This is a genomic window from Caballeronia sp. dw_276 (genome assembly GCF_018449635.1).
Classification (GTDB): domain Bacteria; phylum Pseudomonadota; class Gammaproteobacteria; order Burkholderiales; family Burkholderiaceae; genus Caballeronia.
Window position 1 is genome coordinate 36959 of sequence record NZ_JAAVUV010000015.1, and the last position, 13017, is coordinate 49975.

Genomic DNA, 13017 nt, shown 5'->3' on the forward strand with positions numbered 1-13017 from the left:
GTCACTCGACGAATGAGCCGATGGTGAAATAGGGCGTTGTCGGATCGCTTTGATCGAGATAACCGAACACGCCGCCGGAGAAGATGAACTTGCCGGTTGGCGCCGCGCCGGTCGATGCGTTGACGACCGTGGACGTCACGAGACCCTGAATGGTCTGCGTGTAGTCGAGGTTCAACGCACGCGACAACGCAACTTGTGACGGCTGGAATGGATCGATGAGCGTGGCCTGCGCGCCGGCGAGCGCCGTTGTGCGGTAGTTGAACTGGTTGTCCACGCCAACGTATTCGCCATTCACCGATCCCGACGCAACATTGGTTTGTGGCGAAAGCATCGAGATGCCGGATTCGTCGTCGGCGAAAGGCGGAATGCCGGTCGTGATCGTGGCGTTCGCCGTCCCCGTGCGAACCAGGATGGGCACGTTCGCGCCGCGCAATTTGCCGACGATCATGTAGCCCTTGCCGAGCGGACCGGCGGCGAGCGTCGGCTTGCCTTGTCCGAGGAAGTTGCTGGTGACGAACGCGCCGCTGCCATCGGGCGATGGCGTGAAGTTCGATCCCGCCTGCTGGCACTTGCCGGCGTTCACGCCCGTGTTGTCACATTCTTGCCAGGTGCCGTCGGCGTTGATGGTGATCTTCGAATCGACGGCAATACGCGCGTAACTCTGCGATGGAATCTCGTGATATCCAAGCTGGTTATACGATCCGGCGACATTGGCGAGATTCGTTTCCAGCGTCGAGAAACCAATGAACGGGTAATACGGGAACGTGCGATCCGGCACGACGCCTTGCCCCAAAATGCCGTTGAACTGCAGGCGCTTGCCCGGAATCGTGCCGCCCGCCACGCCCTCGCCCACGAAAATGCGCGCGGGGCGCGTCGGGTCGAGCGTCGCGCCATTCAACTGATACGCGCATTGATTGAGCTTTTGCGTGGGCAGGCCGGTTTCCATCGTGAGCGTGCCGCTTTGCGTGGTGCCGGCGCGCGTGGGGGAGACGGTGCCGGTCGCGGCGGGTATCGGCGATTCAATGTACGTCACTTGCCATGTGAGCTTGGTGGTATCGAGTTGCAGCTTGACGAGTTCGCCGTCGCCACCGCCGCCCGTGAAGTTCGTCGTGTAATCAAGCGATGCCGGGCACAAACGGACGACCGGCGCCTGTGGCGCGTCGCTGCCGCCGCCGCACGCGCTCATCAGGAACGGCGTACCGCCCGCAATCAGCACAACTCCGCCCAAAGTTCTCCATTTCATGCTGCTGTCTCCATCCACATGTGTTCGTTCGTTGGCGGCCGGCGCATGCCAGCCGCCGTGTTTTCACTTATTTGCTCAGCAACGCGCCAATGCCGAAGTACGGGCTCGCGGGGGTATCGGCGTTGACGGACGTCGATGTCGGCCCGCCATTCACCGTGCTTCCCGCTATGAAGACGCCATACAAGCCGCCCGCTGATATCAGCGCGCCCTTGCCGCCGTTCTGGTCCTGCACGCCGATCAAGCCGGGCAATTGCTGCGCGTAGCTCATGCCGAAACCGGTCTCGGTGCTTTGCGTCGATGGATTGATGAACGAGCCGACCGGCCCTTGCAACAGCGCCGCCGTGTACTTGAAGTTCGAATCCGCGCCGACGTAACCGCCATCGAACGCACCCGATTTCAGCGCCGTGTTCGGCGCGAGCATGGCGATGCCGGATTCATCGTCGACTTGCGCGGCGTTCGTGTTCAGCGGCGTGAGCGGCGACGGCACGAAGACCTGACCCGTGCGCACGACGATCGGGACAATCACGCCGTTGATCTTGCCGATCACCATGTTCGCGTTCGCCACGGCCGGGAACGTGAGCGCGCCGACCAGCGGCAACGTGGGCGTCGCGCGCTTGCCCTGAACTTGCGGCGCTACGGCGCTGGTGAAGTACGAACCGCCTGCATTCGCCGTCCACGCGCCGCCGGTGGTCTGGCAGGACGTATTCGAAGCCGGCACGGGCACGGTGCAATTGCCGGCGGTATCGAAGGATTCCTGCGCCTGGGTGGTCGTGGTCGCGTAGTTATTCGATGGAACCAGGTGGTAAAGCAACGCGTTATACGTGCCCTTGAGGTCCCCGACATTCGTGCTCACCGACGCAAACCCGATGAACGGATAGAAGTCGAAATGCCGGTTCGGCACGGGGAACAATTGCGGGAAACCGGGGATGGCGTGGACGCCATCGGCGGTGAGCGTCGCGCCGTTGTACTGCACGGTCGCGCCCGGAATGCCGCCTCCGGCGACGCCCTGACCAATGAAGATGGTCGGCGGATTCGCCTGGTTGAACGCGGCGGCCGTCGTGTAAGTCGATCCATCCGATGCCTTGCCGCCGCCCGGCGTCAACACGAACGCGCAGCGCGTCTGCTCGGCGGTCGGCAACGTTCCTGCGGGCGGGTGAACCACCGCGCCCGCGATGGTCGTGCCCTTGCGCGTGGGATTGACCGTGCCGGTGACGAGCGGTATTGGCGATTCGAGCCATTTGAGCGTGTATTTCATGTTCACGGCATCGATGTTCAGGCTCACAATCTCGCCGCTGCCCGCGCCGCCCAGATACGTGTTCGCGACAATATCCGCGTTGGCCGGACACAAGGGCGCGGCCCCCGCGCCGACGCCCGGAGCGCCCTGCGTGCCACAACTCGCGCCGGAACATTGCGGCGTGTTGATCGGACCCGGATCGTCGGCCTTGCCTCCGCCGCACGCGATGAACAACGGCGCGGCCGCAAGTGCGAGCGCGAGTCCTTTCGAAATGGCATACGGCATACCGCTGTCTCCCTCATGTAGTTTTGCGCAGTAATTTCGCGTTCGCTCTTCGTTTGGCAATGGGCTAAAAAGCATCCGCAGCGCCGATTCAAACAGCCGCTTTTCCGGAGCGCCTTGACTGGCAAGCCATGCGCGATGTTTTGAAACAAAAATTCGCCAATATCATCGACCAGAGAATTTTTGTTTAGCCAAAAATCAAAACGAAGAAGGTTTGATCGCGAAAACGCGTAATCATTGACGAACGAACGTTCGTAAATAAATTGGGAGATTCCCTATGGAGATATCGTGGGGATCGCACGGACGTAAAAAAGCCGGTTTCGCCAGAAGGCGGAAACCGGCTTTCAGAGATGAACGCGCGCGGCGTTCACCCGTAATCAATCACGCGATAAGACCCGCGTCCTCATCAGCGCCGATCGCGAGATTCATGCACTGGATCGCCGCGCCCGATGCGCCCTTGCCCAGGTTATCCAGGCGCGCAACCGTGACGAAACGCTCGTCGTTGCCAAAGACAAACAGGTCGACACGGTTCGTATCGTTGTTGGCCTGGACATCGAAGAAACCGTCGTCGAGATTGCTGTCCGCGTTGAAGGGCAACACGCGCACGAACGGCTCGTTGGCGTAGTACTCGGCAAAAAGCGATTGAACGTCCTGCGGCTTCGCCGTACGCGTCAGTTGCTCCGGCGAGAAATATGTCGTGACGGCCAGGCCCTTCAGGAAGTTACCCACGATAGGCGTGAAAACCGGCGCGCGCTTCAACCCCGATCGCACGGCCATTTCCGGCAAATGCTTGTGCGTGAGGCCCAGCGCGTAAGGACGCGGGCTCATCAGCTTCGGATTTCCGCCTACCTCGAAATCGGCAATCATCTTCTTGCCGCCGCCGCTGTAACCCGTGATGGAATAAGCGTGCGCGGCGAAATCGGCGGAAACGAGGCCGCTTGAAACCAGCGGTTTCATGGCCAGAAGGAAAGCCGATGCATGGCATCCCGGCACGGCAATGCGCTTCGCCGTGCGCAGGCGTTCACGTTGCGCGGGCATCAGTTCCGGCAAGCCGTACGCCCAGTCGTCTTGCGTGCGGAAAGCCGTGCTGGCATCGATCATTACCGTGCGATGGTTATCCGCATCCACAAGCGAAACCGATTCGCGCGACGCCACGTCCGGCAAGCACAGGAACGTCACGTCCGACGCGTTGATCAGCCGGCGGCGCTCTTCCACGTCCTTGCGGCGGGCGTCATCGATACGCAGGATCTCGACGTCACGGCGCGCCGACAGATATTCAAAAATCTTCAGGCCGGTGGTGCCTTCCTGTCCGTCGACAAATACTTTCGTGGTCATCTTGATCTCGCTGGTTCGGTCGCGCGGCGGGCGTTGAATTCGTCCCGGCCGATGCGCGATAAAAACGCCATTTTAATGCGCTTGCGCGTCAGCGCGATGGCATTGCGGCATGTCCGCCCAAAAACGCAGGCAAAAAAAAGCCCGCGCATGATTGGCGGGCTGAATCCATATCAGTGGAGACATGGAGGAGACAAGTTCACTGTACCCGAACCATTGGTGCAGCGCAACATCCTCCTCGCGATGTGTCTCTTCAATACAACAACGTCAAGGCTGCGTCATCGACAAGATAAAACCCAACTGATCGATTGAAACCGGTTTGACCAGATGGATATCGAAACCGGCTTCCTGGGTCATTTCGTGATGCTGCGGCTGGCCCCAACCGGTTAGCGCGACCAGCAGCATGGATGGGCCTTCGGGCAAAGCGCGCAAAGCCCGGGCGGCGGAAAGGCCGTCCATCGGCGACATGCCGAGATCGAGGATCACCACTTCCGGACCGAATTGCCGCGCAACAACCAGCGCCTGCTTGCCGGAACCCGCCTGCGCGACCTGATGGCCCAGGGCAGTCAGCAAATTGGCGAGACAACTAAGGGCGTCATCGTCGTCATCGGCTATGAGAACACGCTTGGTCATGACAGTCCCCTGTTTGCCCTTATTTGCCCGATACCGCGAGCGACAACTTGCCGGCGCCGGCCGTCGTTGCCGTGATTTGCGTGCGTTGTCCGCGCTCGCCGATGTAGAAATGCTGGCGCGCCGCTGAATTCTGGTCGTGCGTGGCTTCCGGCAGGCATGACGCAATGTCCGCCGCGACTGCTTGCAGCGCGTCCTTCGTCGAGCCGGAATCCGTCGCCTTCGTCCATGTACACGTGAGCGTGCTGCCTTTCGCCGCGCATTGCGCATCCTGGCCGTAAGGCTGGGCGACTGTCGTGGCGTCGCCGGGTTGCACGGAAGAAAAACCGCCCGGGGCGGCCGCCACAATGCGCTTGAGCGCGCTGCAGGGCGCGGGGGTATCGTCGGCGAGGGCGAGTGTGGGCAAGTTCAGGCAAAGCACGCCAATGCCCGCCGATGCCACCATGAACATGAGACCCCGAAGAGTGCTTTTCATATGGTCGCTGTCCTGTCTCCGCATCATCTTTTTATGAGCTCGCAAGAGCTTGTCGCAGCCTGCGCGCGGCGTATCCGTGTGTCTGTGCGCCACCGAATGCTGCGCGTTTCCATTACCTGATGGAACGTGAGCCAAACGGCGCGCCAAGTATACGGAACGTTGCCGCGCATTGCCGTTATTTATTATCGATACGACGCCTTCTCTCCTCTGCTGAAGAGCAAGAATCAAACCTTCCTGCCAGCCCGACGTGCCGCGACTTTGCCAAGCACAGCGAAGTCCTTGTCGCCGTCGCCTTGCGCGAGCGCTTCGATCAGGTTGTCACGCACGAGGCTTCCGACAGGCAGCGCCACGTTCACCGCGTCGCCAGCTGCAAGCGCGAGACGCACATCTTTCAAACCAAGCCGCGCCTTGAACAACGCGGGTTCATAGCGGTTATCGGCGATCATGCGGCCGTAGCCCTGGTACACCGGCCCCGGGAACAGCGTGTTGCTGATGACATCGAGAAAAGCGTGCGGGTCGATGCCATGTCCCGTCATCAGCGACGCCGCTTCGGATGTAGTTTCTATCGCCGATGCCAGCATGAAGTTCGCCGCCAGCTTGAACACGTTCGCGTGCTGCGGCGTCGCGCCGACGCGCCAGGTCTTTTGTCCGATGACATCGAATACCGGCTGCAAACGGTCGATCGCGTCTTCGGCGCCGGCCGCGATGATATTCAGCTTTCCGGCCGCCGCCACGTCCGGGCGTCCGAGCACAGGCGCCGCGACATACGCCACGCCGAGATGCGCGTGCAGGGCCGCGAGTTCCTCGCTAAGCGCGACCGAGATCGTCGCCATGTTCGCGTGGACGATGCCCTTCGGCGCGCGCTCGAGCACGCCGCTGTCGATCAGCACCGCGCGCAACGCGGCGTCGTCGGCGAGCATGGAGAACACGGCGTCGCCCGCAAACGCTTCTTCCGCCGACGCCACCACCGTCGCGCCTGCTTCGGCGAGCGGTTTGGTTGCCTCGGGCGAACGGTTCCAGACGCGTACCGTGTGGCCTCCCTTCAGCGCGTTCAACGCCATCGCGCTGCCCATTCCGCCAATTCCAATAAAGCCGATGTCCATGTCCTGCTCCTTTATGTTGTGCGCCAAAGCAAACGCGTCGAACCGATGCGATACTCGAAACCATGACAAGCGCCACGTTCCGTTTTCATCGGGAGTTGAATGAGTTCCTGGCGCGAGCGCAGCGCGACCAGGCGTTTGCGTGCGGGTGTCCGGCGGCGTCGACCACCAAGCACATGATCGAAGCACTCGGCGTGCCGCACACTGAAGTCGGCCTGATTCTACGGAATGGCGTGCCGGTGCGCTTCGACGAGGCTATCGTGGAAGGCGATTTCATCGATGTCCATCCGGCCGGCGCCGTGTCCCGTTCGCTCGATACCGCGCACCTTCTGCGCGCGCCGTTGCGGCTGGAGACGCTGCGTTTTATCGCCGATGCCCATCTCGGCGCGCTCGCCCAGCGGCTTCGCCTCGCGGGTTTCGACACACGCTATGACAACCATTTCCCCGACGATGAAATCGAGCAACTCGCGCTCGATGAACACCGTGTCGTGCTCACGCGCGATCGCGAATTGCTCAAGCGCCGCACGCTCGTCCACGGCTGTTATGTGCGCGCGCTTCAGCCCGATGCGCAATGGCGCGAAGTCGCCGCGCGGCTGGGTCTTGCGCAATATGTGCGCCCTTTCCGGCTTTGCCTGATGTGCAACGCGCCGCTGCGCCGCGCCAGCGCCATTGAAGTCAGCGATCGCGTGCCCGATGGCGTGCTCGAGCGCCACACGCGCTTTGTCACCTGCGATGTCTGCAGGCGCGTGTTCTGGGAAGGCTCGCACTGGAAGCGCATGCGGGCGCGTATCGAAGATCTGATGGATGAGGAAAGCGGCGCGCCGCCCGTTCCGGCTTCCGGCTGAAGGGACAACTGAGGGGAAACCGGGCAAACCCGTGACCTGCGTACAATACGCGCCTCGGCCTTTGTGTCTCCATTGCTTCAGGAAAACCGCGTGAAAAAATTCGACCTCGAAAAAAACAAGGCGCTCAAGCTCGCCAACGAACTGAAGCAAGGCAACGCGGCGCGCTTCGGCGCGAACCCGGCCGAGCCGAAACTCGACAAGCGCGAACAGCGTCGTCTGGATCAAGAAAAGGGGCTTGTACCGTTTGCTTGCAAGCTGGACAGCCATCTCGTGAAACAGCTTCAGGAACACGCGACCAAGCATGAAGGCGGCATGAGCGAAGCGCTCGCCGATCTGCTGGTGAAGGCCGGGCTCGAGCGCAAGACGACAAGCTAAGCCCATCTTGTCTGCAGAATAAAAGCCGTTCCCGATGCATCGAGGAACGGCTTTTTATTGAGCGTTCACACGCTTCCTTCTTTTTCGATCACCAGAATTCGCGCGACGCCCACGGGCTCCGCAACATGTTCATCGCCGGATTGCGCATGGAAGATGTCGCCGGCTTCGAGCATGAAAACTTCTTCCACGCCCTCGCGCCGCACGCGCATTCGCACTTGTCCCTGCATCACCGCGAATACTTCCTCGCCGTCGTTTATGTGCCATTTGTAAGGCGCATCGGTCCAGTGAAGGCGGCATGTCGTGCCGTTCAGGTTCGCAATGTCGAGCGCGCCCCACGCGCGCTCTGCCGTAAATTCGCCGCTTCTCACGACTTTCATGAACGTTCCATCAAGGTAGGACACGCGCTTCGTCGACATCGGCGTGAGGCGCGGACGGGATGAACGCTATCGCGACGAGCGACAGCACGATGCCCACCATCACATAGAACGTCGGCGCGAGCGGCGAACCCGTGGCCTTGATCAGCCAAGTCACCACGAACTGCCCGAAGCCGCCGAACAGCATCACCGCCATGTTGTACGCAACCGATAACCCCGTCGAACGGATATGCGCCGGGAACAACTCGGCGAGCAGCGCGCCGAACGGTCCGTAGTAGCCGGAAAGCGTGATCGACAAGATGGCCTGGACGATGATCAACCGCGTCACGCTCGGCTCCGCGGAAAGCCAGACGAACAGCGGATAAATGAGCACGAGCGTGATGGCGAGCGACCACATCGACAAACCCTTGCGGCCGATCTTGTCCGACCACGCGCCCGCAACCGGCGACAACACGGTCAACAGCAGATTCCCCACGATCAACGCCGTGAACGACTGACCATACGGCAGCTTCAACTGCTTGACGGCGAAGGTCGGCAAATAGCCGATCAGCACATACACAGTCACCGTCAGCGCGATCACCGCGCCCAGTCCGCAGATCACTTCGCGGCCATGTTCGCGGAACACTTCGCCGAGCGTCGCACGCCGCGCCGTCTTTTTTGCATGGATGAACGCCTCGGTTTCGAGCATGTTCCGGCGCAGATAAAAGCCAACCGGCCCAATGATCAGCCCGAAGATGAACGGCACGCGCCATCCCCAGGACATCAGTGCCTCGGGCGACATGTTGCGCGTGATGATCGACCCGACGACCGCGCCCAGCAGCAGCGACGCCGCCTGGCTCGCCATCTGGAAGCTGCCATAGAAACCGCGCCGCGAGAAAGGCGCCGCTTCAATCAACAACGCCGTCGCGCTGCCGAACTCGCCGCCGGCCGAGAAGCCTTGCAACAGCCGCGCGAACACGATGATCAACGGCGCGCCCAGGCCGATCGCGGCATAAGGCGGCGCAATGGCGAGCAACAAGATGCCGAACGTCATCAACGCGATCACCATGCTCAGCGCCGCCTTGCGCCCGGCGCGATCGGCATAGAGACCCAGCACGATTCCGCCGACAGGGCGCATGACAAATGCCACGCCGAAGGTCGCGGTGGTCAGGAGGATGGAGGAATAGTCGCTATCGGTGGGAAAAAACAGCTTGGAGATCACCACCGTCATGAAACTGAAGACCGTGAAGTCGTACCACTCGAGCGCGTTGCCGATTACGGCGGCGACCACCGCGCGCGTGTTCGGTGTCTTGCGGATCGTGCTTTCTGGTCTCACCGATGCCATGTCACCTCCGCCCGCGAGGGCGTTCGTATCGCTGGTTGCGCCTGTTAGTGTCGCGAGCGACAACAATGCTCGCCCACGGCTCAGATCGAATGCCTTGCGAGTGTAAAGATCGGTGACATCGTTTTCAAGCGGCGATAAAAAACGCGCCCGGCCGATATGGCGGGGCGCGTATTGCATTCATGGAATGCGGCCGGATCAGGCTCGGCCGGATCAGGCTCGGCCGGACTAGGCTCGCTTGTTATAAGCGTTGCACCATCCCTTCGATGCCACTTGCTTGCCGGCAAACATCGGGCATGCCGCGTACGGCTCGGTCGCCTTGGCTTGGTAGAACGAGCAGTTGCCGCAGTCCTGACCGGCGGCGTAGCGCGGGAATTTGGCTTTATCGACGGTGGCGGCGTTTTCTTTGTAGCCAAGGCTCTTCGCCATGGGATCAGTTTCGGGGAGCTTCACCGGATCGGCGAAGGCCGTGCGCGATACCGCCAGCGCCGACGCCATGCCAATGCTCGATATCAGGAAAGTACGCCGTGAAGATTGCATTGATGTGCTCCGTTGTTCTGTTGTATTGGGGGACGCCGTTCTTGTCGACGACGATGTCCAAGAGCATATCAACGCACGATGGTACGGAATGACTCAAATGACGGAGATAAGAAATCGCCAAAGGCATTATTAAACGCTCAACATCCTCGCGACCTTCTCCGCAATCGCCAACGAAGCCGTCAGCCCCGGCGATTCGATACCGAACAGATTCACCAGTCCTGCCACGCCATGCGCCGCGCGTCCCTGGATCACGAAGTCGGCGGCAGGCTGGCCGGGCCCGGAGAGCTTCGGCCGGATCCCGGCATAGGCGGGTTGCAATGCGTCATCGGGGAGATCGGGCCAATAGGCGCGAATCGCCGCGTAAAAACCGGTGGCGCGCTGGGCATCGACGGAATAATCGATCTTCTGGATCCACTCCACGTCCGGCCCAAACTTGGCCTGTCCGCCCATATCGATGGTGAGATGGACGCCCAAGCCGGCTTCATTGGGCATCGGGTAGATCAGGCGATCAAAAGGCGTGCGGCCGCTCACGCTGAAGTAATTCCCTTTCGCAAAGTAAAGCGGCGGCACGTGGCGCGGATCGAGTCCGCGAATCCGCCGCGCGATGTCATTTGCAAACAGCCCGGCGCTGTTGATCACGCAATCGGCCTGGAAACGCAAAGGCGCTTCGCCGCCCGTCTCCACGATAAAACACCGGTCGCGCGCATCGACCTGCGTCACCGGCGTGTGGAACGCGATGTTCGCGCCATCGCGTTCGGCGTCGCCTTGAAGCGCGAGCATGAACTGATGGCTATCGATAATCCCCGTCTGCGGCGAAAGCATCGCTTCCACGCATTGAAGATGCGGCTCGAGCGCCGTCGCATCGGCGCCACTTATGCGAACCAGATCCGTGACACCGTTTTCGAGCGCTTTTTGCTGGATCGCGGCGAGTTGCGGCAACTGGTTGCGCGCGGTCGCGACCAGCAACTTGCCGCAGCGGTTGTACGGCACGCCGTGCGCATCGCAGTACTCGTAGAGCATTGCGCGGCCGCGCACGCACAACTCGGCCTTCAGTGAACCCCGCGGGTAATACAGCCCCGCGTGGATCACTTCGCTATTGCGCGAACTCGTGCCAATCCCGACCGCTTCGCCCGCTTCGAGCACGATCACTTCACGTCCGCGCGCGGCCATAGCCCTTGCAACCGCAAGGCCGACCACACCCGCACCAATCACCACACATTCGATCCTGTCCATCTCTTCATTCTAGGCGAGCCCGGCAATGATGCGTTTGTTGCGCGAAACACAATTACCGATAGGAAACAGCACGAAACTCGTACTACTTTCCGAAATAATCGGGGTCGAAATGGGAAATATGGCCGTTTTGCCAGGAAAAAGTCAGTTTGAGGCCATTTTTTGGGCACTTTTCGCAGATTTCGATAAATCCATCCGTTCAAAATCCAATCGCTTTCTTGCGGCTGCCATTAGCCAGCTCGATGTCTTTCGCCTGAACTTCATGCCGGTTATCGATCCGGGCATTGCCAAAAGCGTTCAGCATCGCGCGCCGCATTTCTCGCGGCGAAGCTTTGGTCAAGGCATCGAGCGGCGCGTCGCCGAGCGTTTCCGGAAAACGCGCGCCCCAGGCGTGCGCGCTGCGAATCTCGTGATAAATCGCCTGGGCAATCCGGCGCGCGCCGTCTCGATCGGGCGGCGCGATCTCGTACACGTTCATGCGGTTGAGCAGCGGTTCGGGGATCGTATTGGCCTGATTCGCCGTCGCAATCCACACGACGTTGCCGGCGTTGATCGGAATCTCGGCGAATTCATCGATAAAACTCTTCGCCGTATCGTGTTCCAGCAGCGCATACAGCGCGCCGAGCGGATCGTATTGGGCGTCGCCGGTGGCTTTATCGATTTCGTCGACCGTCATGACCGGATTCGCGTAACTGCCGTTGACCAGGGCGTCGAACACCTTGCCGGGCTTGGCGTTGCGCCATTGCGACGACGCGCCCGACAGAATCCAGCCGGCGGTGAGCGAACTCATCGCGAGGTAATGGCACGACGTGCCGAGCAAGCGCGCGAGTTGCTTCGCAAAATGCGTCTTGCCAATGCCGGGGTCTCCGAGCAAGAGCATCGGCATCAATTCGAGCCTGTCCTCGGTTTCGAGGCACAGCGCGATCTGCTTGCGGATATCGTTGAGCGGTTCAGCAAAATTCGGCAGATCGGCCACCAGATCGTCGATTGACGGCATCCGGTTCGGCTTCACGCAAAAGCGCAGATTGCCGGCTTTGAGCATCTTTTCGTAGGTTGAGCGCAGCGCCTCGCTGCCGCCTTCGCTCAGGTCGTTCAATGCGGTTTCGACTTCGTCCAGGTCGTAGACCTTGCTGAACGATGCCACGGCGAGTTCTTGTCTGACTACGGCGGTGCTCATTGCTTTTCCCCGTTTTGATGGTCGGCAAATCCAGTTTATCGGCCATAAAGATGCACGCAAGCGAGCACTCGCGGGGGTTTGCTGCCAATCGTGAATATTGCGACACGGCCCAAGCAGACGAGCCGATCCGCTTGTATGATCGTTGGGCTGAGCGGGTGTGAAATGTGCGGCTACGAAGGCCGCCGGCGGCCGCTGGAAGGCGGCGCGGCGTTTCAGTTTGTAATTGGCGTCAATGGCCGCACGTAGCTTTGCGGGCTGAACGCTCAGGCAGGATGCATGTCAGAAAACAGCTACCCGGATCGAACGAACGGGCGAGACGCCCGGACCCAGAAAGGGATCAGGAGAAAAGCTCATATGTTGAAACACCAAACGGCCGCGTTGTTTTTTTGCGCCGCAGTTGCAGCACCATTCAGCGCTTTTGCGCAAAGCGCGCCGCCGCAATCGGTGAAGTGGGAATTGCAGGTTTTGCAAGACGGTCAGCAGATCGACAGCTTCACGGGCACGACCGCCGTCGGGCAGGCCCGCACCGACACCCATCATCACGTCGTCAAGAACAACGTAGGTTGCGCGGACAAACCCGCTGGCGATATCGACCTGCAGCGCACCTTGACGCTCTCGCCCGTCCACGCCAACGCCGACGACATCACGCTTCAGATCGACGCCCAGGAAACCTTGCAAGATGGCTCGGCGCCGGTCACCGCCGCCGGTTGCAAGCTGCCGCCGCAGCCGCGCCAGGTCAACGCCGCGCATCCTGGACTGGTGCTGAAGCCGGGCGAATGGTCGACGTGGCAAATCGTCGATAAAAACCCGACGCTCACCTACAAAGTCCGCGCAACGCTCGCAACGGCTGCGCAGTAAG

Annotated in this window: 14 protein-coding genes; 3 read left to right on the plus strand and 11 right to left on the minus strand. The window is 61.0% G+C overall.

Annotation, left to right across the window (positions count from 1 at the left end):
- Nucleotide 1: 1 nt before the first annotated feature.
- The 6 genes from HB633_RS26265 to HB633_RS26290 form a co-directional block, all read right to left on the minus strand.
- Entirely contained in the window at nucleotides 2–1243 is a 1242-nt protein-coding gene (locus tag HB633_RS26265; RefSeq protein ID WP_213781094.1) for a DUF2957 domain-containing protein, read from the minus strand.
- A 67-nt stretch (nucleotides 1244–1310) separates the two neighbouring features.
- Nucleotides 1311–2762 carry a DUF2957 domain-containing protein gene (locus HB633_RS26270; RefSeq protein ID WP_213781095.1) on the minus strand — a complete coding sequence of 484 codons (1452 nt, stop codon included), beginning with the start codon at nucleotides 2760–2762 and terminating at the stop codon, nucleotides 1311–1313.
- 378 nt (nucleotides 2763–3140) lie between these two features.
- The gene (argC, locus tag HB633_RS26275) at nucleotides 3141–4094 is read right to left on the minus strand and encodes an N-acetyl-gamma-glutamyl-phosphate reductase (RefSeq protein WP_213781096.1); all 954 of its coding nucleotides are present in this window, start codon (nucleotides 4092–4094) and stop codon (nucleotides 3141–3143) included.
- Nucleotides 4095–4358: 264 nt separating this feature from the next.
- Nucleotides 4359–4724 (minus strand): response regulator, encoded by a 366-nt coding sequence (locus HB633_RS26280; protein ID WP_213781097.1) that lies wholly within the window; start codon nucleotides 4722–4724, stop codon nucleotides 4359–4361.
- Nucleotides 4725–4743: 19 nt separating this feature from the next.
- Complete coding sequence (locus HB633_RS26285; protein WP_255581194.1) at nucleotides 4744–5172, minus strand: hypothetical protein; 429 nt, start codon at nucleotides 5170–5172, stop codon at nucleotides 4744–4746.
- Nucleotides 5173–5420: 248 nt separating this feature from the next.
- Nucleotides 5421–6299: an NAD(P)-dependent oxidoreductase gene (locus HB633_RS26290; RefSeq protein WP_213781099.1), complete on the minus strand. Its 879-nt coding sequence runs from the start codon at nucleotides 6297–6299 to the stop codon at nucleotides 5421–5423.
- A gap of 62 nt (nucleotides 6300–6361) precedes the next feature.
- Between HB633_RS26290 and HB633_RS26295 the strand changes: the two genes are divergently transcribed.
- Nucleotides 6362–7141, plus strand: a complete 780-nt coding sequence (locus HB633_RS26295) for a Mut7-C RNAse domain-containing protein (RefSeq protein ID WP_213781100.1) — start codon at nucleotides 6362–6364, stop codon at nucleotides 7139–7141.
- A 90-nt stretch (nucleotides 7142–7231) separates the two neighbouring features.
- On the plus strand, nucleotides 7232–7516 hold the full coding sequence (locus tag HB633_RS26300; RefSeq protein WP_213781101.1) for a hypothetical protein: 285 nt from the start codon (nucleotides 7232–7234) through the stop codon (nucleotides 7514–7516).
- A gap of 65 nt (nucleotides 7517–7581) precedes the next feature.
- On the opposite strand, the gene HB633_RS26305 is transcribed toward HB633_RS26300, so the two are convergent.
- The 5 genes from HB633_RS26305 to HB633_RS26325 all read right to left on the minus strand — a co-directional run bounded on the left by HB633_RS26305 (nucleotide 7582) and on the right by HB633_RS26325 (nucleotide 12158).
- Nucleotides 7582–7893 (minus strand): cupin, encoded by a 312-nt coding sequence (locus HB633_RS26305; RefSeq protein ID WP_213781102.1) that lies wholly within the window; start codon nucleotides 7891–7893, stop codon nucleotides 7582–7584.
- A gap of 10 nt (nucleotides 7894–7903) precedes the next feature.
- A complete protein-coding gene (locus HB633_RS26310; RefSeq protein WP_213781234.1) occupies nucleotides 7904–9214 on the minus strand; it encodes an MFS transporter in 1311 nt (436 codons plus the stop codon).
- Between the two features lie 225 nt (nucleotides 9215–9439).
- Nucleotides 9440–9751, minus strand: coding sequence for a high-potential iron-sulfur protein (locus tag HB633_RS26315; protein WP_213781103.1), 312 nt, complete (start codon nucleotides 9749–9751; stop codon nucleotides 9440–9442).
- Nucleotides 9752–9880: 129 nt separating this feature from the next.
- On the minus strand, nucleotides 9881–10984 hold the full coding sequence (locus tag HB633_RS26320) for an NAD(P)/FAD-dependent oxidoreductase (protein ID WP_213781104.1): 1104 nt from the start codon (nucleotides 10982–10984) through the stop codon (nucleotides 9881–9883).
- A gap of 196 nt (nucleotides 10985–11180) precedes the next feature.
- Nucleotides 11181–12158 carry an AAA family ATPase gene (locus HB633_RS26325; RefSeq protein ID WP_213781105.1) on the minus strand — a complete coding sequence of 326 codons (978 nt, stop codon included), beginning with the start codon at nucleotides 12156–12158 and terminating at the stop codon, nucleotides 11181–11183.
- Nucleotides 12159–12512: 354 nt separating this feature from the next.
- Between HB633_RS26325 and HB633_RS26330 the strand changes: the two genes are divergently transcribed.
- Nucleotides 12513–13016: a hypothetical protein gene (locus HB633_RS26330; RefSeq protein WP_213781106.1), complete on the plus strand. Its 504-nt coding sequence runs from the start codon at nucleotides 12513–12515 to the stop codon at nucleotides 13014–13016.
- Nucleotide 13017: the final 1 nt, after the last annotated feature.

Excerpts from the sequence above, each read along its gene's own strand:
- HB633_RS26320 (WP_213781104.1), bottom strand. The coding sequence starts at position 10,984 with ATGGACAGGATCGAATGTGTGGTGATTGGTGCGGGTGTGGTCGGCCTT.
- argC (WP_213781096.1), bottom strand. The coding sequence starts at position 4,094 with ATGACCACGAAAGTATTTGTCGACGGACAGGAAGGCACCACCGGCCTG.
- HB633_RS26285 (WP_255581194.1), bottom strand. The coding sequence starts at position 5,172 with ATGTTCATGGTGGCATCGGCGGGCATTGGCGTGCTTTGCCTGAACTTG.
- HB633_RS26325 (WP_213781105.1), bottom strand. The coding sequence starts at position 12,158 with ATGAGCACCGCCGTAGTCAGACAAGAACTCGCCGTGGCATCGTTCAGC.
- HB633_RS26290 (WP_213781099.1), bottom strand. The coding sequence starts at position 6,299 with ATGGACATCGGCTTTATTGGAATTGGCGGAATGGGCAGCGCGATGGCG.
- HB633_RS26310 (WP_213781234.1), bottom strand. The coding sequence starts at position 9,214 with ATGGCATCGGTGAGACCAGAAAGCACGATCCGCAAGACACCGAACACG.
- HB633_RS26330 (WP_213781106.1), top strand. The coding sequence starts at position 12,513 with ATGTTGAAACACCAAACGGCCGCGTTGTTTTTTTGCGCCGCAGTTGCA.
- HB633_RS26265 (WP_213781094.1), bottom strand. The coding sequence starts at position 1,243 with ATGAAATGGAGAACTTTGGGCGGAGTTGTGCTGATTGCGGGCGGTACG.
- HB633_RS26280 (WP_213781097.1), bottom strand. The coding sequence starts at position 4,724 with ATGACCAAGCGTGTTCTCATAGCCGATGACGACGATGACGCCCTTAGT.
- HB633_RS26270 (WP_213781095.1), bottom strand. The coding sequence starts at position 2,762 with ATGCCGTATGCCATTTCGAAAGGACTCGCGCTCGCACTTGCGGCCGCG.
- HB633_RS26295 (WP_213781100.1), top strand. The coding sequence starts at position 6,362 with ATGACAAGCGCCACGTTCCGTTTTCATCGGGAGTTGAATGAGTTCCTG.
- HB633_RS26305 (WP_213781102.1), bottom strand. The coding sequence starts at position 7,893 with ATGAAAGTCGTGAGAAGCGGCGAATTTACGGCAGAGCGCGCGTGGGGC.
- HB633_RS26315 (WP_213781103.1), bottom strand. The coding sequence starts at position 9,751 with ATGCAATCTTCACGGCGTACTTTCCTGATATCGAGCATTGGCATGGCG.